The sequence below is a fragment of the Massilia frigida genome (assembly GCF_011682175.1).
GTDB classification, from domain to species: Bacteria; Pseudomonadota; Gammaproteobacteria; order Burkholderiales; family Burkholderiaceae_D; genus Telluria_A; species Telluria_A frigida.
Window position 1 is genome coordinate 44,815 of the sequence record NZ_WHJG01000040.1, and the last position, 19,267, is coordinate 64,081.

Below are 19,267 nucleotides of genomic sequence, written 5' to 3' on the forward strand. Positions count from 1 at the left end.
GATGTCGTATATTCTCGAAGCACTTAAAAAAGCCCAGGCCGAGCGCCAGCTTGGCAGCGCGCCGACCATCCACGCGGTGCCGCTCCATGCCGGCGAAATTGAGCGCGAGGGCAGCGGCGCCAGGCCGCTGGTGATCGGGCTGGCGCTGCTTGCCTTGGGCGCTGCCGTCGCCGCCATGGTTGTCTGGCGCCAGCCGGCCACGCCGGCGCCCGTGGTGCAGGCCGCTGCGCCGGTGCATGCCGTGCCCGTGCCTGCTGCTCCTGCGCCCGCGCCGGCTCCCGCTCCCGCGCCTGCTGCTCCTGCGCCCGCGCCGGCTCCCGCTCCCGCGCCGGCTCCCGAACCGGTGCCCGTGGCGGTGGCGGAAGCGCCGCCGCGCAAGCCTGAACCGGTCAAGGTCGCCGTGGCGGAGCCTGTCGCCAAGCCCGAGCGCGTCAAGAAGCCCGAGCCAGCCATGCCCGCAGCCGCGAAAACCGCGCTGGCCAAGGCCGACACTGCGCCGACAGCGCCCGACGAGAAACTGCGCACCCTGCGCGAGCTGCCCGAAGCCTTGCAGCACGAGATTCCAGCGATCGCGGTCGGCGGCTACATTTACTCGAAGAATCCGGCCGACCGGCTCTTGCTCATCGACAAGGTACTGCGGCGCGAAGGCGAGGAAGTGGCGCCCGGCCTGGTTCTTGAAAAGTTGTTGCCCAAGGCGGCTGTCATGAAATACAAGGGCGAGCGCTACCGCCATCCGTATTGATGCCTTTGTATAATGGCGGACTCACTTTACGGCGGAAAGGCCGCACATGCACAATCTACTTGGTGTGATCGGCTGGTCGGGCAGCGGCAAGACGACCTTGCTGGAAGTGCTGGTCCGCCAGCTGGCGGCCGACGGCCTGCGCATCAACGTCGTCAAGCACAGCCACCACGACGTGATGCTCGAACCGCCCCACAAGGATAGCGCCCGCCTGCGCACGGCCGGAGCGGCGCAGGTGATGATCGCCTCGCCATTTCGCGTGGCCGTCATCCGCGAACTGCGCGGCGAACCCGAACCGACCCTGGCTGAACAGCTGGCGCTGCTGGGCCAGGCCGACCTGACCCTGGTCGAAGGCTACAAATGGGAAGCCATTCCCAAGCTGGAAGTGCAGCGGCCTTCGCTCGGCCATCCGGCGCTGTATCCGAACGATCCGCATATTGTCGCCGTGGCATCGGATGGGCCGCAGCCCGATGATCTGCCCGATAATGTGACTTGGCTCGACCTGAACGCACCGGCGGCGGTGCTGGCCTGGCTCAAGGATAGAATTAATTCGCCGCAAGCCTAAAGTCCTGGCCAGTGCGGCCGTTACCATTCGTGATAGCCATTAACACGGGAGAACTCTCATGGATGTTTCAGGAATCGCCTCACTGTCAAGCAGCATGGCCGAGACAGGCATCAAGCAGGAAGTCGGCTACGCCGTCTTGAAAAAAGCGCAACAGATGCAAGGCCAGGTCGCCGCCCAGCTGATCGACGCGCTGCCGACGCCCCAGCGTTTGCCATCGAATCTCGGCAATACCATCAATACGACCGCCTGAGTGCGCCCGTGCCCGCGAGGGCGCCAGCGCCTGGACCGGCCGTGCAGCACCCGGTGACCTCCCGTCAAAGGAGGCGCCGGGTTTTTTTACGTTAAAATTGCCGGCGTCACGGGGAAAGTTGTAAGGAACTGAAAAGCGCGCCGGGTAATCGGGCGGCTGGGCTTTACAATCGCCTCCGACCTGGCAATTCCTGGTTCACTTCATCATTTCCAAGGAGATTTACGATGAACAAACGTCAAGCCCTGATCGCCGCCGCTCTCGCCGGCGTGTACGCGGTATCGAACGGCGCGGCCGCGCACGATCCGGTCGACAAGGCTGAGAAAGAGAAGTGCTACGGCATCGCCAAGGCCGGCCAGAACGATTGCGCCAGCGCCAACGGTTCGCATTCCTGCTCGGGCCAGGCCAGTGTCGACAAAGCCCCGGAAGAGTGGAAATACGTGGCCAAAGGCACTTGCGAAAAAGCCGGCGGCAAGCTTTCCGGCAAGTAAGTCGTGACCGGCGGGGACTTACCGGCCGGTCTTCCATCCGGTCCCGCCGCGCCGGGCACCGGCGTCGGCTTGCGCGCCCCGCATTACCGTCAGTTTCTCGAACAGCGTCCGGCGGTCGGCTGGCTGGAGGTGCATACCGAAAACTTTCTCGACCGCGCGGGCTGGGACTGGCATGTGCTGCGCGAACTGCGCCGCGATTATCCCATCAGCCTGCATGGCGTGGGCCTGGGACTGGGCTCGGCGCGCGGCTTTTCAGCTTCCCATCTTGAACGCGTCTGTGCCCTGGTCGAGCGGGTCGAGCCCATGCTCGTGTCCGAGCACCTGTGCTGGGGCGCCGTGGCCGACCGCCAGCTCAACGACCTGCTGCCGATGCCGCTCACCCAGGCCGCGCTCGACCTGCTGTGCCAGCGTGTCGAGCAAGTGCAGGATCGCCTGCATCGGCGTATTTTGCTGGAAAATGTCTCCACTTACGTGCGTTTTAACGACGATGCGATGAGCGAGGCCGAGTTCATGGCCGAGCTGGCCAGCCGTACAGGCTGCGCGCTGCTGCTCGATGTGAATAATCTCTACGTCAACCAGTGCAACCACGGCGAAGACGCGCTCGCGGCGATCGCTGCCATCGCGCCCGGCAGCGTGGGCGAAATCCACCTGGCCGGCCACCTGGTGACACCGCAGGCCGTGATCGACCACCATGGCGACGTGGTGGCCGAGCCGGTCTGGGCGCTGTACCAGGCGGCGCTGGCGCGCTTCGGACGCTTGCCGACCCTGGTCGAATGGGATACCGACGTGCCCGCGCTCGAGGTGCTGCTGGGCGAGGCGCGCCGCGCGCAGGACATCGCCAGCGCTTATCCGCTGCCGCACGCCGCCAACCCCTGGCGCGGCCGGCACGCCCGCCCGCTGGCCTCGGACGCCCTGGCTGGCACCCAGCAGCGCTTCGCGGCGGCCCTGTTCGAGCGCGCCGAAGAGGGCGCCGCGCTGGCGCAGTTCAAGGGCGAGGCCAATCAGCACCGCTTCGGCCTGTATCGCGGCAACCTGACCGTGACCTGGAACAAAACCCTGGCGGCGGCCTGTCCGGTGCTGCGCCAGCTGGTCGGCGAGGAATTTTTCGGCGGACTCACGCGCGCGTACGGCATGGCCCAGCCCTCGCTCGACGCCGACCTGAACCGCTTCGGCGCCGGATTCGCCCGCTTCCTGGACGGTTTTCCCCACATCGCCGATTATCCTTACCTGCCCGACATGGCGCGCCTCGAATGGGCCGTGCACCGCGCCCATTACGCGCCCGACGCCGACCCCATCGGCGCCGCCGCCCTGGCGACCCTGAGCCCCGAAGCCTTCGAGGATGCGCGTTACACGCTCCATCCGGCTTGCAGCCTGATCGCGTCAAGCTGGGCGGTGGTGCCGCTGTGGCAGGCGCACCAGCCGGACAGCGGCGTCGATTTTCCTTCAGCCATGAATTACCCCAGCGCAGCCCTGGTGGCACGCCCGCGCTGGAAGACCGAACTGGTGGCGCTGACCCCGGCGCACGCTGGCGCGCTCGCCGCGCTGGCGGGCGGCTATACAATGGGTGAGGCGCTCGACGCCGCCTTCGCCCTCGATGAGCAGTTCGACATCGGGGCGCATCTGGCGCAGTGGGTCGCGCTGGGCATCCTGCTGGCGCCGCCGGGCTAAAGCGGCCGCTTTCCCGCTGTGCGGAACGGGTGGAATTTTTCCGCGCCCGTGCGTACGCCAGAAGGGTTGCGTTTTACTCAAGCTATAATCATCCTTTATATCGATTTTATCCATGTCCATGAGCGCTGATCAAGCAATCGACGAATACCTGAGCAATGGCAATACCGTGACTACCGCGGTGGGGACCGTGCTGCTCTCCCCGGAAGCGCGGCGCGCGATCTACAAGCGCCTGGTCGATGAACCGGCGGCGCCGTTCCACGTCTTGCTGACCCAGATGCTGGCGGAAGAAGTGAAGTTCCGCACCTGGATATCCGAAGAAATCGTGCAGGACGACATGAATTACTACGAAGGCATCTACCAGTGCGCCTTCCTGCTCTACCGTGTGGGCGATGCGCGCGATACCCTGGCCTTATGGGAAGCCAAGTACATCAATATGGATGTGGGAAGTTCCATGGGCGCCGAGTATTTTGTCGGTGCCGGGCTGGACCAGACCCTGGCGTTCCTGGCAAGCTCGCCGGTACCGCAAGCGGCCGAGATTGCGGCCTATCTTCACGGCTGGTTCGACCAGCCGGGCGCCATCACCTGGCAAGAAGCGTGGGAGCGGGAACGCGCCTCGAATATTGCCTGCGCCTGAGCCGGGCATGCTGGACGTCCCCGCGCGCCCGCGTTTTCTTGACTTCAAGGAGCGCTCCTTCAGCGCCGAGGATATTGCCTTTCTGCTCAGCAAGCCCTCGATTCGCGGCCTGACCTTCACCGGCTGCGCGATCGGCGACGACGCCGTGCAAGCCCTGTGCGCGCTGCCCAAGCTGGAACGCCTGTGGCTAGCCGCCAGCGCCGTGACCGACGCCGTGCTGCCCGCGATCGCCCGCATTCCCGCCCTGAACTGGCTGGTCCTCGACCATACCGGCATCACCGGCACGGGCTTGGCGGCGTTTGCCGGGCATGCCAAATTGCGCCACCTGTCGCTGCGCTGCACCAAGGCCGACGACGCCTGCGTGCGCCACATTGCCGCCATCCCGCGCCTGTCCCACGTGGACCTGCAGGGCAGTGCGCTCACGCCCGATGGCATGCTTGCGCTGGCAATCCATCCAACCGTGCGGCCCGGCATCGGCAAGGCGTTCGGGCCGGACCTGGCCGACGCTTTCCTGCGCGAACAGCGCCGCCTCGCCAGCCGCACCCCGCCCGGTTTCGTGCCGGCGGCCGGCGAAGCGCAGGCGCTGCTGGACGTGCTGCAAGGCTTCTGGGAGGCGATCAGCGCCTGGGAAACCCAGCTCGCGCTCGATCTCAAGGAAACGCCGGACACGGAGGAGTGGCGCCAGCCGGCCTGCGCCGCCATCTTCGATCGTTTCTGCACGCCAAAGGAGCGCACATTCGGCCGTCCGCACGCGCTCAGCTTCAGCAGCCCGCCCGAATACCAGCGGCACACCTTGCTCGACGTGGAATGGCTGTCGGCACGCAAGGCGTGCGTGTACACCAGGGACCATTGCGGTAAGCAAAGCCGCTTCCTGTTATTGAAAAAGGGCAGCGCCTGGCGGCTCGATCACAAGCAACAGTTGTTCGACGGGTGGACCACGGCGTATTTGTAGCCGCGCGCAGCAGGCGCAGCGGCGGGCGGAACCAGCGGCGTAGGGAACAGGCGCCGCTGGCGTGCTTATTGGAAGGCGCGCATGATGCGCGCTTCGCCGGACAGATCGGCGTGGTCGGCGTTGGCGGCATGGCTTGCTTCGATCATGCGCCCGAGCTGCTCATCCTCGAACCTGGCGAGTTCTTCGGTGGCCGCGTTCAGTGCCAGCGCCAGCTTGGCGCGGGCACTGCGGTATAACACGCTGGTGTACTGATCCGTGTTCTTCAGCAATTCTTCCGCATTTTCGATCACGAGACGCAGGTCGCCGATCAGTCGGTCTTGGGTTTGCTGGTTTTCTTCAGGGTTATCCATGGCGGCCACCTTGAATCGGTTAATCACGTCTTAGAATATAAACAAAGCAAGAGTTTTCGTGTTTGTCGCGCCGCAATCAGCTCCGCGCCGCAGCTTGTCTCTGCTCAGCATATTTCTAATATTGCCCGATTACAAGGTGTTTATTCTGCGCCAGCGCAATCAGGCGCCATCTGTGCCATGGCTGCGTACGCTGATGCGGATGTCGCCGATGCCGACCACCTGGCTATCGCGGATCTTGGCCGTCTTGCGCAATTCCTTCTTGCCGTCGACCGATACCACGCCCGTGGCGACCAGGTTCTTGCCGGCGCCGCCGCTGTCGCACAGGCCCGACAATTTGAGTAACTGGTTCAGTTCGACGAACTCGCCTGCCAGGTCAAAAGTGACTTTCTGCATTCCTGCTCGTCCTAAAAAAGTATGTAAGAACCGCAGTGTGGCGGGATCGGCGCGGCGCGTCAACGTCCCACGCGCCGCGCCGCCATCACAGTCCGGGCCGGGTCATGTCGAGCGGCACGATCCAGTCCTGGAACTGTTGTTCTGTGACAAAACCGAGCGCCAGCGCCGCCTGTTTCAGGGTCGTGCCTTCGTGCTGCGCCTTCTTGGCGATCTGGGCCGCGCGGTCGTAGCCGATGTGCGGCGCCAGCGCCGTCACCAGCATCAGCGAGCGCTCCATCAGCTCGCCGATCCGATCGCGGTTCGGCTCGATGCCGTGGGCGCAGTGTTCGTTGAAGGAACGCATGCCATCGGCCAGCAGGCGCGCGCTTTGCAGGAAATTATGGGCGATCATCGGCTTGAACACGTTCAGCTCGAAGTTGCCCGAGGCGCCGCCCATGGTAATGGCGACATCATTGCCGAATACCTGGCAGCACAGCATGGTCAGCGCCTCGCACTGGGTCGGATTGACCTTGCCCGGCATGATCGAGCTGCCCGGCTCGTTTTCGGGAATGCTGATTTCGCCCAGGCCCGAGCGCGGGCCGGATGCCATCCAGCGCACGTCGTTGGCGATTTTTGTCAAAGCCGTGGCCAGGGTTTTCAGGGCGCCGTGGGTGCCGACCAGCGCGTCGTGCCCGGCCAGGGCGGCGAACTTGTTGGGCGCGGTCTTGAAACTGATGGCCGTGCGCGAACCGATTTCGGCCGCGATGCGGGCCGCGAAATCGGGATGGGTATTCAAGCCCGTGCCGACCGCCGTGCCGCCGGCGGCCAGTTGCAGCAGGCCGGGCAGGGTGGACTTGATCGCATGTTCGGAGTATTCCAGCTGCGCCACGTAGCCCGAGAATTCCTGGCCGAGCGTCAAGGGCGTTGCATCCTGCAAGTGGGTGCGGCCGATCTTGACGATGTCGGCGAAGTCGCGCGCCTTGATTTCGAGCGTGCCGCGCAGGCGCGCCAGGGCCGGCAGCAGCGACTGCACCACGGCCTGGGCCGCCGCCACGTGCATTGCGGTCGGAAAGATATCGTTCGACGACTGGCCCATGTTCACATGGTCGTTCGGGTGCAGCAGGCGGCCTTCGCCGCGCGCGCCACCGCTTAGTTCGGAAGCGCGGTTGGCCAGCACCTCGTTCATGTTCATATTGCTTTGCGTGCCGGAACCGGTCTGCCATACCACCAGCGGGAATTCGTCCGGATGGCGCCCGTCGAGCACCTCGTCGGCCGCCTTGACGATGGCGTCCGCCTTGTCCGCAGGCAGCAGGCCGAGCGAGCGGTTGACGGCGGCGGCGGCGCGCTTGACCTGGGCCAGCGCGGCCACCAGCTCAGGCGCCATGCGCTCGCTCGAAATGGCGAAGTGCTCCAGCGAGCGCTGCGTCTGCGCACCCCACAAGCGCTCAGCCGGTACTGCGATCGGGCCAAAACTGTCCTTTTCGATTCTTGTTTCCATTTAGCTACCTGTTTATTTGGGACTGGGGTTAAAGAAGTTTATATGAGCGTACGTTAATTACGGCAGGGCTACAGATTTCACTGCGTCCGCCATCATTAGCTGAGCAACATTACCATATATGCACCATTCAGGAATCCTCCGGCTGGTCCGGTCCGGCATTACCCTGTTCCTGGCCCTGGTCCTGGGCGGCGCGCTGGCCTGCGTCCACGCGGCCGAGCTGGGCGAGGTCCAGGTGCGCTCGTACAGCGGGCAGCCGCTGGTGGCCGACATCGAACTGACCTCGCTGGCCGAGCCCGGCGCCAGCGTGCAGGTACGGCTGGCCGATCCGGACGTGTGGCGCGGCGCCAATGTGCGCATGCATCCGGTGCTGTCGAACCTGACCTTGTCGGTGATGCGGCGCGAGGGCCGCCAGTTTCTGCACATCACCTCGGTCAAGCCGGTCGAAGGCGATTACGTACACCTGTTCCTGACGCTGGGCGAAGGCGGCAAGCGTGAAGTGCGTGCCGCCACCTTGTGGCTGAGCCCGGATCCGCAGCCGGCCCCGCCGCCACCAGTTTCCGCGCCAGCGGCGCTACCCGCACCCGCACCCGCACCCGCACCCGCACCCGCACCCGCGCGAACCGTGCACGCGGAACCCGCCGTCATCGCTCCGGCGGCGCCGCGCCCGGTACGGGTATTGCAGCTGCCATCGGCGCCGGCTTCCTGTCCCCAGCCATTCAGCGATGAACAAATCAAGCTCTGCGCCGCGCTCGATCACAAGAACGGCGTACTGACCGCCAAGATTGTTGAACTGGAAGAAAAGGTCAAGCTGCTGCTACTGGCCACCGACAACAAGGGCGCGGCGGCGAGCAGCCATACCGAAGCGGCCAGTACGCCGGTGCCGGTCCTGTCGCGCGCCGCCCTGGCCAAAAAGAATGCCGCAGCCGCCAAGAAAGGGGAGGAGCTGCCCTGGATGCTGATCGGGGGCGCGGCCGGCGCCCTGATCGTGATCGGCCTGGCGGTCTGGTTCCTGCTGCGCCGTCGCAAGCGCAAGGCCGCGCTTCCCGCCGAAGCCGCCGCGCCGGCCGCACCGGCGACGGGCATGCTGGCCAGGCTGGCCGCGCGCTTCAAACGCAAGCCGAAAGCGCCCGCGGCGGTCGCGCATGGCGAGCCCGGCGCCGGCTGATTTCATTGTATTTAGCAAAATGTTGTAAAAAAGATCCGCCCACACACGAAGTCGTCTACACAAGTCGGAGAACTGCGTTATACTTGTTTCCGTGGTCCTGCGGGACTGCACAAACGGGCCCAGGATCTGGCGCAGCCACCAACGATAGCGTGGCGCGGCAAGCAGATAATCGTTGAAGAAACGCCTGTCCCCGGAAGCGGTCCGCCAGCCAACGATGCGCTTGCGGACGCCGGATGCAACCGGCAAGAGGCGACACCAGGAGATACCTGGTGCTCGCTCTCCAGAATTCTTTCCTCCCCCAGCGATCGATTTGCCTTCACGCTATACTCTTCGGTGATCCCATCACCGAAAGCAAGCTCATGACGACGGCAACACACTCAGCGCAAGCGCAATACGACCTGTTCCTGCAACGCGGACTCAAGCTCGACATGTCACGCGGCAAACCGGCCCCGGAACAACTCGACCTCTCCAACGATTTGCTCGACGCTCTGCCCGGCTTTACTGCGGCCGACGGCACCGATGCCCGCAACTACGGCCTCGGCGTCGGCCTGCCGGAAGCGCGCGCGCTGTTCGGCGGCTTGCTCGGTGTGCCGGCCGCGCAGGTGGTGGTCGACAGCAGCGCCAGCCTGTCGCTGATGCATGATGTAATCGTGTACGCCCTCTTGAACGGCGTGCCGGGCGGCCAGCCCTGGGTCGGCCAGCAAGCGGTGTTTTTGTGCCCGGTGCCCGGCTACGACCGTCATTTTTCGATTTGCGAAGCGCGCGGCATCAAGATGATCAACGTGCCGCTCAACGACGACGGGCCGGACATGGACATCGTCGAGCGGCTCGTGGCGAACGATGCCAGCATCAAGGGCATGTGGTGCGTGCCCAAGTACAGCAACCCGTCGGGCACCGTGTATTCGGACGAGGTGGTGCGCCGCCTGGCCGCCATGCCAACGGCCGCCCCCGACTTTCGCCTGATGTGGGACGACGCCTATCGCTTCCACCATCTGACGGACGAGAACGTGCGCATTGCCGAGATCATCGCCGAATGCGCCAGTGCCGGCCATCCGGACCGGGCGATCGTGTTCGCATCGACGTCGAAGGTGAGCTGGGCCGGGTCGGGGCTTGCCGCGCTGGCATCCTCACCGGCCAATATCGCCTGGTGGACGAAGCATGCGGGCATCCGCAGCATCGGCCCGGACAAGATCAACCAGCTGCGCCACGTGCGCCTGCTCAAGGATGCGGCGACGGTGGAAGCGCTGATGACGCGCCACGCGGCGCTGCTCAAGCCCAAGTTCGACGCGGTGCTGGCGCAGTTCAGCGCGCATCTGGGCGAGGTGGCCGGGGTGTCGTGGACCGTGCCGAAGGGCGGGTATTTCATCGATCTGGTGACGCCGCCGGGTGCCGCGAAGAGGACCATCGCGCTGGCGAAGGAAGCCGGGATTACGCTTACGCCGGCGGGCGCCGCGTATCCGTACGGGGTCGATCCCGAGGATAGCCATATCCGGATCGCGCCGAGTTTTCCGTCGCTGCCGGAAATTACCCAGGCGGCGGAGGGGATTGCGCTGGCGCTGAAATTAGCCGTGGCCGGCTGATTAACCCCACCCCGACGGGGGAGGGCCAGGCCAACAAAAAAGCGCCCTCAGGCGCTTTCATTCACATCATGTAACTGGCTCAGTGCGTTGCGCACATCAGGTCCGACAACTGCCACGGCTCGGTAATCTCGCGCACGGCGCGGTCATTGGCCATGATCTGCTTGAGCAGATCGATCTTGCGCATGCGCGGAGCGCCATCCAGTGCCGGCACGCCGGTCTTGGTCGCCGACGCCTGCTGCGCGCACTGCGTTTCCAAAGTCGCCAGGCCATTCCAGTCGCCCGCTTTTGCCGCAACCGCCATCTTGCCAGTCAGGCCAGCAATATTTTCGTACATCGAGAGAACTTCGTTGGAGGTCATGCGCTCACCTAGCCAAAAAATTTATAAAGATTACCGCGTGTCCTTCCATAACGTCGGGATTGCGCGGAACTTTAGGCTTTTTTTCAAAAAATCCGAAATATTTTTTAACTTGCTTAATTGATAAGCTCTTCCAGCCCGCCGCTCAGCTCGCCCAGCGGCGGAATGCTGGCGAACAAGACATCGGGCGGCACGCCCAGTCCGGTCGCCAGCGCCGGCGTGAAACAGGCCGCCAGTTCCGCATCGTTCGGCTGGCGCTCTTCGTAGCGTGCGCGTAGCACGGCCAGGTGAATCACCGCCGCCATCCGGTACGAAGGCGACTCCGGGGTCGGATCGCCGACGTGGCGCAAGGTCTGGTGAAACAGGTCGGGAAATTTCCAGCGTGCCGCCAGTTCCGCTCCCACTTCGGTGAAATCGTAGCCGAACAGGGCTTTTTCGGCGGCGATGCGGCCATGTTCGTACGGTCCGACCGTCTGGTCCAGCTCGCGCGCCTGCTGCGCCACGCCCGCATGCATCACCAGTTGCCCGATCCCGTGCATCATCCCGATCGTGAACGCCAGGTCGGTATTGGCGCCGATCTGCTTGGCGATCCACTTGGCCGCCACCGCCGTGTGCAGGCTGTAGCGCCAGAAGCGCTTCAGGTCCAGCCCCGGCACGGTCTTGAAGCTGCCCACCAGGCCGGAACTGATCACCAGGGTGCGCACGGTCACGAAACCGAGCATGCGCACCGCGTCGCCCACGTTGCCGATCCGGCGCGAGACGTGATAGTAGGCCGAATTGGCCAGGCGCAACAGCTTGGCGCTCAGCACCGGGTCGAGCGAGAGCTTGCGCGCGATCTCTTCGACCGCCACATCCGGGTCGTCGAAGCTGCTGATCAGTTCCGCCACCACTTTGGGCGCGGAGGGCAGGGCGTTCGGATTTTGCAGCAGGGCTTCAAGGGTCATCGTGTCTCCTGGTCGATGCGGGGCAGGGAGGACTATATAGCGATTCCTGCGGGCACGCCACCACCGCGCCCCTGGCCGCCGCTCACGCTTCGTCGAGCTGTTCGAAACGGGTGGCCAGAAAGTCGATCAGGGTGCGCACGGCGGGGCGCAGCCAGCGCCGCGACGAATACACGGCGTGAATGATCCCGCCTTTGGGAATCCAGTCCGGCATCAGGATGACCAGCGATCCCTGCCTGAGTTCTTCCGTGATCATCATCAGGGGCAGTTGCACCACTCCCACTCCCGCCACCGCCGCGGCGCGCAGCGCGAGCATGTCGTCGGTGACCAGGCGCGGCGTGTGCCGGATGCTCGCCACCGCGCCATCGGGGCCGTCCAGGTGCCAGGTGTGCTGCGCCACGGGACCGCCCCAGTCCAGGGTCGGCACGCCGCTCAACTCCGCAGGCGCGTGCAAGGCCGGATGGCGTGCCAGGAAATCCGGGCTGGCCGCGACACACCAGCGGCGCGTGCTCAGCACCTTCATCACCAGGTCGCTGTCCTGGAGCGGCGGCACGCGCACCCGGATCGCGATGTCGGTGCCCTCGGCCACCACGTCGACCCGCCGGTTGCTCGCTTCCAGGTGCAGGGTGACCATGGGATGCTCGACCATGAACTGGGCCAGCATCGGCCCGACCCGCACATGCAGCAGCGCGATCGGGCAAGCGATGCGCACCACGCCGCTCGGCTCGGCCCGGGTCCGGTCCACGGCTTCCTGGGCGGCCTGGGCTTCGACCAGCATCGCCTTGCAATGGAAAAAATAACTCTTGCCGATTTCCGTGACTGAAAACTGGCGGGTCGAGCGCTGCAGCAGGCGCACCCCGAGATGCTCTTCGAGGATGCAAATCCGCCTGCTCAGCTTGGATTTCGGAACACCGATCGCCCGGCTGGCCGGCGCGAACCCTTCATGTTCGACCACCTGCACAAAGTAAAACAGATCGTTCAGGTCTTGCACGCCGGTGTCCAGTGTTCCATTGGTAGGACGCTGAGTATAGATTCCGGCGTCTGGCGGCGCAACCGCGTAAAGACTACGATGCGGGTCCGCCATCGGGCCAGGTACGTCGACCAACGTGCCGCAGCCCGACGGCGCCTCCATTTTTATGTGCCATTCAAAGGACTTACCATGACCAGTGAAACCATCCGGGACGCCAGCAAGGACCATCTGCTGACCCCGCAAAATTCGGCCTTGATCGTGATCGACTACCAGCCGGTGCAGGTCAATTCGATCGCCTCGATGGACCGCCAGCTCCTGATCAACAATATTGTCGGCGTATCGAAGGCGGCCATTGCCTACGGCCTGCCGATCGTGCACTCGACGGTCAACGTCAAGACCGGCTTGAACAAGCCGCCGATTCCCCAGTTGCGCAAGGTGCTCGAAGGTATTCCAACCTATGACCGCACCACGATCAATGCGTGGGAAGACGTCCAATTCCAGGCCGCCGTGAAAGCCACCGGCCGCAAGAAACTGATCATGACGGCGCTCTGGACCGAGGCATGCCTGACCTTTCCGGCGCTGGACGCTTTGCGCGACGGCTATGAAGTCTATGTCGTGGTCGATGCCGTCGGCGGCACCTCGGGCGCGGCGCACGAGGCGGCATTGCGCCGCATCGAACAGGCGGGCGGCAAAATGATCAGCGTGGTGCAGATGTTCTGCGAGTTGCAACGCGACTGGGCGCGCCATGACACGGTTCCCGCTTTCATCGACTTGTTTGTCGACACCGGCGGCACGGCAGGCATTCAATTCTCGTACGACAAGGCTTGACGCCCGACCCGGACATGGCGCGGCCCTGGGCGGCAAGGCAATGTCCGGCTTTCGGCACTCTGGCGGCCTATTGTGCAGTTGGTCGCATTTGGTGTACGTTTCGCCCTGCGCTCGATTAGAGTGCAGGCTGGGAAGTCGCGCCGTTCCTGGCGCCGCCATGAAGAGAGAAAACACATGACATTATTGAAAGCCAGACGTCTGGCCGCCGCCACTGCGCTGGCCTGTACCGCTTTTGCCGCCCACGCCGAAGCCCCGTATTCGTTCGCCGCCACGCCGGGCAAGCTGCCCAAGGATATCGTGCCGGTGCAATACGCTGCCCACCTGATCCCCGACCTGGCCGCCAATACTTTCCTCGGTTCCGAAACGGTCGAAATCGAAGTGCTGAAAGCCACCTCCCTCATCATGCTCAACGCCGTCGACCTCGAGATCGACGCCGCCAGCCTGTCCGGCAAGAACATCGGCTCCCTGAAACTGGTACCCAAGATCGACAAGGAACAGGAAACGCTCAGCTTCGCGCTGGCGCAGCCGCTCGAACCGGGCCGCTACAACCTGGCCCTCAAGTTCCACGGCACGATCAACCGCGAAGCGCGCGGCATGTTCCACATGAAGTACAAGGCCGGCAGCGCATCGCGCACCATGATCGCCACCAACATGGAGCCGACCGATACGCGCCGCATGCTGCCGACCTGGGACGAACCGGCCTTCCGCGCCGCCTTCAAGCTCACCGTCGACCTGCCGGCCAGCTTCAAGGCCTACTCCAACACCCCGCTCGAACGCCAGGAAAAGCTCGACGGCGGCTTGCAGCGCTTCCACTTCGGCGTCACCCCCAAGATGTCGAGCTACCTGGTGGTGCTGGTGGCGGGCGAACTGGAACGGGTCAGCGCCAGGCAGGACGGAGTCGACATCGGCATCGTCACCACCGAAGGCAAGCAGGAATCGGCCGCCTACGCGCTGGCCGCCACCAAGGACCTGCTGCGCTACTACAACAAGTACTTCGGCCAGCCCTACCCGCTGCCCAAGCTGGACCAGATTGCCATCCCCGGCGGCTTTAACGGCGCCATGGAAAACTGGGGCGGCATCGTCTATAACGAATCGACCCTGCTGGTCGACCCCAAAAAGAGCCCGGACAACGTGCGCCAGACCTCGTTCGGCATCAACGCCCACGAAGTGGCGCACCAGTGGTTCGGCAACCTGGTGACCATGGGCTGGTGGGATAACCTGTGGCTCAACGAAGGCTTCGCCTCCTGGATGGCGACCAAGGCCACCGACCATTTCCATCCCGAGTGGCGGGTCCAGCTGGGCGCCCTGGCCGAGCGCGAAAGCGTCATGAACCTGGACGCGCGCAAGACCACGCACCCGATCCAGACCCCGGTACTGACCGAAGCGCAGGCCGCCGACGCCTTCGACTCGATCACCTATGCCAAGGGCCAGGCCTTCCTGCGCATGCTGGAGGCTTACCTGGGCGAAGAGCCCTTCCGCAAGGGCATCCGCGCCTACATGGCCAAGCACCAGTATGGCAACACCACCACCGCCGACCTCTGGTCCGCGCTTGAAAAAGCCTCCGGCAAACCGGTCGAAAAACTGGCCTCCGACTGGACCACCCAGCCCGGCTTCCCGCTGCTCAAGGTCGAGCAAAGCTGCGAAAACGGCAAGCGCAAGGTCACGCTGTCGCAGGAACAGTTCCGCCTCGACGAACCGGCCCTTGAGAAACGCCTGTGGAACGTGCCGGTGCAAGTGGGCACCGTGGGCGGCAAGGCCAGTTACGCCTTGCTCGCGGGCGCCAGCAGCACGGTCATGCAAGCCTCGTGCGACGGCGCGCTGGTGATCGACCCGGCCAGCGTCGGCTACTTCCGCGTCCAGTACGACAAGGCCGGCTTCGACGCGCTGGCGGGGCAGGCCGCCAGGCTGCCCGACACCACCCGCCTCAAACTGCTGGGCGACACCTGGAGCCTGGTGCAGGCCGACCGTTTGCAGCTCGATAGCTACCTCAAACTGGTCTCGGCCTACGCCGACGAACCGCGCCTGGCGGTATGGAATGCCATGCTCGACAACCTGGCCACGCTCGACACCCTGGCCGAAGGCGAACCGGAACGCGCGCTGGTGCGGCGCTACATCACCGGGCTGGCCGGACCCAAGTTCGCGCGCCTCGGCTGGGACGACAAAGCGGGCGAATCGACCGAAGAGCGCCAGTTGCGCGCCCTGCTGGCCGGCGCGCTGGCCAAGATCGGCGACCCGGCCGTGATCGCCGAAGGGCGCGCCCGCTTCGCGCGCTTCCTGGCCGACCCGGCCAGCGTGCCGCCATCGATGATCGACTTCGTCATGCGCGTGGCCGGCCGCTATGGCGACACCGCCACCTACGACGCCCTGGCCAGCCGCGTGGCGCAAGCCCAGACCGACGAAGAGCGCAACCGTTACGCGCGCTCCATGGCGCTGGCGCGCGACCCGGCGCTGGCCCGGCGCACCCTGGCCATGGCGCTCTCGCCCGACTTGCCGGCCCAGCTGACCTCGACCCTGGTGCCGGAGGTGGCGCGCAGCGAACACGTCGAACTGGCGTGGGCCTTCGCCACCGCCAACCGCGCCGCGCTGCTCAAGGACCAGGAATCGATTGGCCAGAACCGCTTTTTCCCGAGCGTGGTATCGTCCTCCTCCAATCCGGTCCACGCGGACATGATGGAAGCCTACGTGAAGCAGAACTTCGGCCCCGATGCCCAGGTCGAAGCGCAACGCGTGGCCAATGCCATCCGCACCCGCGCCGCCCAGAAAACCCGTTTGCTGCCGCAAGTGCGCGCGGCGCTCAAATAAACACCGCATCAAGGAACCACATGAAAACCAACTGGACCCCAATCAAGACCGCCCTCAGTCTCGCCCTGTGCGGCGCCTCGCTGGCCTTTGTCCCGGCCCACGGCGCCGGCCAGGATGGCGCCCCTGCCGCCAAGGCCATGACCGCCCCGGTGCTGCCGGGCGACGACTTCTTCGCCTACGCCAACGGCGACTGGCTCGCCAAGACCGAGATCCCGGCGGACCGCAGCAGCTGGGGCGCGTTTGCCGCCATGGCCGAAAGCAGCAATGCGCGCATCGTCAAGCTGATCGAAGAAATCTCGGCCAACAAGAAGGCCAAAGGCGAGGCGCGCCAGGTCGCCGATTTCTACAACACCTTCATGGACGAAGCGGCCATCGAAGCCAAGGGCACGGCCCCGCTCAAGCCGCTGCTGGCCAGGATCGACGCCATCAAGGACAAGGCGCAGCTGGTGCGCGCGCTGGGTGCCTCGCTGCGCGCCGACGTCGACCCGCTCAACGCCACCAACTTCTTCACCGAAAACCTGTTCGGCCTGTGGGTCGCGCAGGGCCTGAACGACCCGGCCCGCAATACCCCCTATCTGCTGCAGGGTGGCCTGGGCATGCCCGACCGCGCCTACTACCTGACCGACAGCCCGCGTATGGCCGAACTGCGCACCAAGTACAAGCAGCACATCGGCGCCATGCTCAAGCTGGCCGGCTATGCCGATGCCGACGCGCGCGCCGCCCGGGTGTTCGATCTCGAAATGAAGATCGCCCAGTCGCACGCCAGCCGCGAAGATTCGGCCGACGTCCTCAAGGCCAACAACAGCTGGACCCTCAAGGACTTTGCCGCCAAGGCCCCGGGCATGGACTGGACCGCGTTCTTCAAGAGCGCCGGCCTGTCCGGTGCGCAGCACTTCATCGTCTGGCATCCGGGCGCATTGACAGGCGCGGCCGCGCTGGTCGACAGCACCGACATCGCGACCTGGAAAGACTTCCTCGCCTTCCACCAGGTGAACCACTTCGCGCCGACCCTGCCGAAGGCCTTCGCCGACCAGCGTTTCGAATTTTCCGGCAAGGCCCTGAGCGGCACGCCGCAGCAGTCGCTGCGCTGGAAGCGCGCGCTGGCCGCCACCAACGACGCGCTCGACGAAGCGGTCGGCCACCTGTACGTGGAACGCCACTTCCCGGCCGAGAACAAGGCGCGCGTGCAGAAAATGGTCGGCAACATCATCGCCGCCTTCAGCAAGCGCATCGACCAGCTGGACTGGATGGCCCCGGCCACGCGCGCCCAGGCGCAGGAAAAGCTCAAGACCATGTACGTCGGCGTGGCCTATCCGGACCGCTGGCGCTCGTACGCGGGCCTGAAGGTCGTGCCGGGCGATGCGCTCGGCAACGCCGTGCGCGCCGAACAGTTCCACTACGCGCAGCAGCTCGCGCTGCTCAAGCAAAAGGTCGACCGTACTGCCTGGGCGATGCCGCCGCAACTGGTCAACGCGGTCAACCTGCCGCTGCAAAACGCGATGAACTTCCCGGCCGCGATCCTGCAGCCGCCGTTCTTCGATCCCAAGGCCTCCGACGGTGAAAACTACGGCGCCATCGGCTCCATCATCGGCCACGAAATCAGCCACAGCTTCGACGACCAGGGCGCCCAGTTCGACGCCCAGGGACGCCTGCGCGACTGGTGGACCAAGGAAGACATGGCCCACTTCAAAGGCGCCGCCGACAAGCTGGTGGCGCAGTTCAGCGCCTACAAACCGTTCCCCGACCTGGCGGTCAACGGCCAGCTGACGCTGAGCGAAAACCTGGCCGACCTGGCTGGCGTGGCGGCGGCGTACGATGCGTACAAAACCTCACTGGGACAGGCCGCGCCGGCCGACGCCGACAAGCAGTTCTTCCTCGGCTACGCGCATGCCTGGCAGACCAAGGTGCGCGAAGCGGCTGCGCGCCAGCGCGTGCTGACCGACGGCCACGCGCCGGCCGAATACCGTACCGCCATCGTGCGCAATCTCGAGCCGTGGTACAAGGCCTTCGACGTCAAGCCCGGCCAGGCCCTGTACCTGGCGCCGGCCGAGCGCGTGAAGGTATGGTAGGAAGGCGCATGCCATGAGCGAGGAGATCGACGCCATCACGCGCCGCACCCTGGCTCACTACGACAGCAGCGCCGAGCAGTTCTTTCGCGGTACGGTGGACCACGACGTCAGCCAGAACATCGCGGCGCTGCTGGACGCCATCGAAGGGGAGGCGCCGTACACCTTGCTCGACCTGGGCTGCGGCCCGGGTCGCGACCTCAAGACTTTCAGCGCCCTTGGCCACCGCGCCATCGGCCTGGATGGGTCGGGCGAATTCGCGGCCATGGCGCGCGCCTACAGCGGCTGCGAGGTGTGGCAGCAGGACTTCGTGCACCTCGACCTGCCGGCAGGGCTGTTCGACGGCGTGTATGCCAACGCGGTGCTGTTCCACGTGCCGAGCCGGGCGCTGCCCGAGGTGCTGGGCAAGCTGTACGCGGCGCTGAAACCGGGCGGCGTGCTGTTCAGTTCCAACCCGCGCGGCAACAACCAGGAAGGCTGGAACGGCCCGCGCTACGGCAGCTACTACGACCTCGCGACCTGGACGGAATACATGATCGCAGCCAACTTTTCCCCGCTGCATCATTACTATCGTCCAGATGGCTTGCCGCGCGAACAGCAGCCGTGGCTGGCGAGTGTCTGGCGCAAGCCGACGGGATAGCGCTTCGGTTAGGTAGCGAACGGAACGGTTGAACGGAATGTCCTATTCTGGGTCCGTCGCACAAGGCAGTGCGCTTGCAGTTTCACTCACCATATGAGGTAGCGAAAATGAACAAGGACCAAGTAAAAGGCAAAGCGAAAGACATCGGCGGCAAGATCCAGGAAGAAGTCGGCAAAGTGGTCGGCAGCAGCGAACAGCAAGCCAAGGGCTTGTCGAAGCAAGTCGAAGGCAAAGCCCAGGAAAAATTCGGTGATGCCAAAGAAGTGCTCAAGGATCAAGGAAACCGCTGATCCAGCGCTCAATCCCCTACAACCGGGGTGGGGCCCCCGGGTTTTAAAATTTTTTATAAGACGTGCGCCCCCCCGGGGGGGTTGCGGGGCGGGGGGGGTGGGGGTGTGGGAAAC

General features: G+C 65.0%; 20 protein-coding genes. 14 read left to right on the forward strand and 6 right to left on the reverse strand.

Going from position 1 to position 19,267, the window contains the following annotated elements; all coding sequences use genetic code 11:
• Window position 1 precedes the first annotated feature (1 nt).
• The 7 genes from F2P44_RS27640 to F2P44_RS27670 all read left to right on the forward strand — a co-directional run bounded on the left by F2P44_RS27640 (window position 2) and on the right by F2P44_RS27670 (window position 5,296).
• Complete coding sequence (locus tag F2P44_RS27640; RefSeq protein ID WP_167091743.1) at window positions 2-742, forward strand: general secretion pathway protein GspB; 741 nt, start codon at window positions 2-4, stop codon at window positions 740-742.
• A gap of 46 nt (window positions 743-788) precedes the next feature.
• Window positions 789-1,304, forward strand: coding sequence for a molybdopterin-guanine dinucleotide biosynthesis protein B (gene mobB / locus F2P44_RS27645; RefSeq protein ID WP_167091746.1), 516 nt, complete (start codon window positions 789-791; stop codon window positions 1,302-1,304).
• 58 nt (window positions 1,305-1,362) lie between these two features.
• Window positions 1,363-1,554, forward strand: coding sequence for a YjfB family protein (locus F2P44_RS27650; protein WP_167091749.1), 192 nt, complete (start codon window positions 1,363-1,365; stop codon window positions 1,552-1,554).
• Between the two features lie 224 nt (window positions 1,555-1,778).
• Window positions 1,779-2,042 (forward strand): BufA1 family periplasmic bufferin-type metallophore, encoded by a 264-nt coding sequence (locus F2P44_RS27655; RefSeq protein WP_167091752.1) that lies wholly within the window; start codon window positions 1,779-1,781, stop codon window positions 2,040-2,042.
• A 3-nt stretch (window positions 2,043-2,045) separates the two neighbouring features.
• The gene (gene bufB, locus F2P44_RS36680; protein ID WP_370662756.1) at window positions 2,046-3,710 is read left to right on the forward strand and encodes an MNIO family bufferin maturase; all 1,665 of its coding nucleotides are present in this window, start codon (window positions 2,046-2,048) and stop codon (window positions 3,708-3,710) included.
• Between the two features lie 112 nt (window positions 3,711-3,822).
• Window positions 3,823-4,344 (forward strand): hypothetical protein, encoded by a 522-nt coding sequence (locus tag F2P44_RS27665; protein ID WP_167091755.1) that lies wholly within the window; start codon window positions 3,823-3,825, stop codon window positions 4,342-4,344.
• A 7-nt stretch (window positions 4,345-4,351) separates the two neighbouring features.
• Complete coding sequence (locus F2P44_RS27670; protein ID WP_167091758.1) at window positions 4,352-5,296, forward strand: NTF2 fold immunity protein; 945 nt, start codon at window positions 4,352-4,354, stop codon at window positions 5,294-5,296.
• A 65-nt stretch (window positions 5,297-5,361) separates the two neighbouring features.
• Here the strand turns inward: F2P44_RS27670 and F2P44_RS27675 are convergent, their stop codons facing one another.
• The 3 genes from F2P44_RS27675 to fumC all read right to left on the reverse strand — a co-directional run bounded on the left by F2P44_RS27675 (window position 5,362) and on the right by fumC (window position 7,516).
• The gene (locus tag F2P44_RS27675) at window positions 5,362-5,646 is read right to left on the reverse strand and encodes a DUF883 family protein (protein WP_167091761.1); all 285 of its coding nucleotides are present in this window, start codon (window positions 5,644-5,646) and stop codon (window positions 5,362-5,364) included.
• Window positions 5,647-5,805: 159 nt separating this feature from the next.
• Window positions 5,806-6,039: an RNA-binding S4 domain-containing protein gene (locus tag F2P44_RS27680; RefSeq protein ID WP_167091764.1), complete on the reverse strand. Its 234-nt coding sequence runs from the start codon at window positions 6,037-6,039 to the stop codon at window positions 5,806-5,808.
• Window positions 6,040-6,124: 85 nt separating this feature from the next.
• The gene (gene fumC / locus F2P44_RS27685; protein WP_167091767.1) at window positions 6,125-7,516 is read right to left on the reverse strand and encodes a class II fumarate hydratase; all 1,392 of its coding nucleotides are present in this window, start codon (window positions 7,514-7,516) and stop codon (window positions 6,125-6,127) included.
• 118 nt (window positions 7,517-7,634) lie between these two features.
• Between fumC and F2P44_RS27690 the strand changes: the two genes are divergently transcribed.
• Together F2P44_RS27690 and F2P44_RS27695 are read left to right on the forward strand one after the other, a co-directional pair.
• Window positions 7,635-8,681: a type IV pilus assembly protein FimV gene (locus F2P44_RS27690; RefSeq protein WP_167091770.1), complete on the forward strand. Its 1,047-nt coding sequence runs from the start codon at window positions 7,635-7,637 to the stop codon at window positions 8,679-8,681.
• A gap of 359 nt (window positions 8,682-9,040) precedes the next feature.
• Window positions 9,041-10,261 (forward strand): aspartate aminotransferase type Ic, encoded by a 1,221-nt coding sequence (locus F2P44_RS27695; protein WP_167091773.1) that lies wholly within the window; start codon window positions 9,041-9,043, stop codon window positions 10,259-10,261.
• 79 nt (window positions 10,262-10,340) lie between these two features.
• Here F2P44_RS27695 and F2P44_RS27700 read toward each other — a convergent pair whose 3' ends face one another.
• The 3 genes from F2P44_RS27700 to F2P44_RS27710 all read right to left on the reverse strand — a co-directional run bounded on the left by F2P44_RS27700 (window position 10,341) and on the right by F2P44_RS27710 (window position 12,548).
• Window positions 10,341-10,619, reverse strand: coding sequence for a flagellar protein FliT (locus F2P44_RS27700; RefSeq protein WP_167091776.1), 279 nt, complete (start codon window positions 10,617-10,619; stop codon window positions 10,341-10,343).
• Window positions 10,620-10,732: 113 nt separating this feature from the next.
• On the reverse strand, window positions 10,733-11,560 hold the full coding sequence (locus tag F2P44_RS27705; protein ID WP_167091778.1) for an HDOD domain-containing protein: 828 nt from the start codon (window positions 11,558-11,560) through the stop codon (window positions 10,733-10,735).
• A gap of 82 nt (window positions 11,561-11,642) precedes the next feature.
• A complete protein-coding gene (locus tag F2P44_RS27710) occupies window positions 11,643-12,548 on the reverse strand; it encodes a LysR family transcriptional regulator (protein ID WP_167091781.1) in 906 nt (301 codons plus the stop codon).
• Window positions 12,549-12,716: 168 nt separating this feature from the next.
• Between F2P44_RS27710 and F2P44_RS27715 the strand changes: the two genes are divergently transcribed.
• The 5 genes from F2P44_RS27715 to F2P44_RS27735 all read left to right on the forward strand — a co-directional run bounded on the left by F2P44_RS27715 (window position 12,717) and on the right by F2P44_RS27735 (window position 19,153).
• The gene (locus F2P44_RS27715; RefSeq protein ID WP_167091784.1) at window positions 12,717-13,355 is read left to right on the forward strand and encodes a hydrolase; all 639 of its coding nucleotides are present in this window, start codon (window positions 12,717-12,719) and stop codon (window positions 13,353-13,355) included.
• 174 nt (window positions 13,356-13,529) lie between these two features.
• Window positions 13,530-16,157, forward strand: a complete 2,628-nt coding sequence (locus F2P44_RS27720) for a M1 family metallopeptidase (protein WP_167091787.1) — start codon at window positions 13,530-13,532, stop codon at window positions 16,155-16,157.
• Window positions 16,158-16,177: 20 nt separating this feature from the next.
• The gene (locus tag F2P44_RS27725; protein WP_167091790.1) at window positions 16,178-18,226 is read left to right on the forward strand and encodes a M13 family metallopeptidase; all 2,049 of its coding nucleotides are present in this window, start codon (window positions 16,178-16,180) and stop codon (window positions 18,224-18,226) included.
• Between the two features lie 13 nt (window positions 18,227-18,239).
• The gene (locus tag F2P44_RS27730; RefSeq protein WP_167091793.1) at window positions 18,240-18,863 is read left to right on the forward strand and encodes a class I SAM-dependent methyltransferase; all 624 of its coding nucleotides are present in this window, start codon (window positions 18,240-18,242) and stop codon (window positions 18,861-18,863) included.
• 107 nt (window positions 18,864-18,970) lie between these two features.
• Window positions 18,971-19,153, forward strand: coding sequence for a CsbD family protein (locus tag F2P44_RS27735; RefSeq protein ID WP_167091796.1), 183 nt, complete (start codon window positions 18,971-18,973; stop codon window positions 19,151-19,153).
• The last annotated feature ends 114 nt before the right edge of the window (window positions 19,154-19,267 follow it).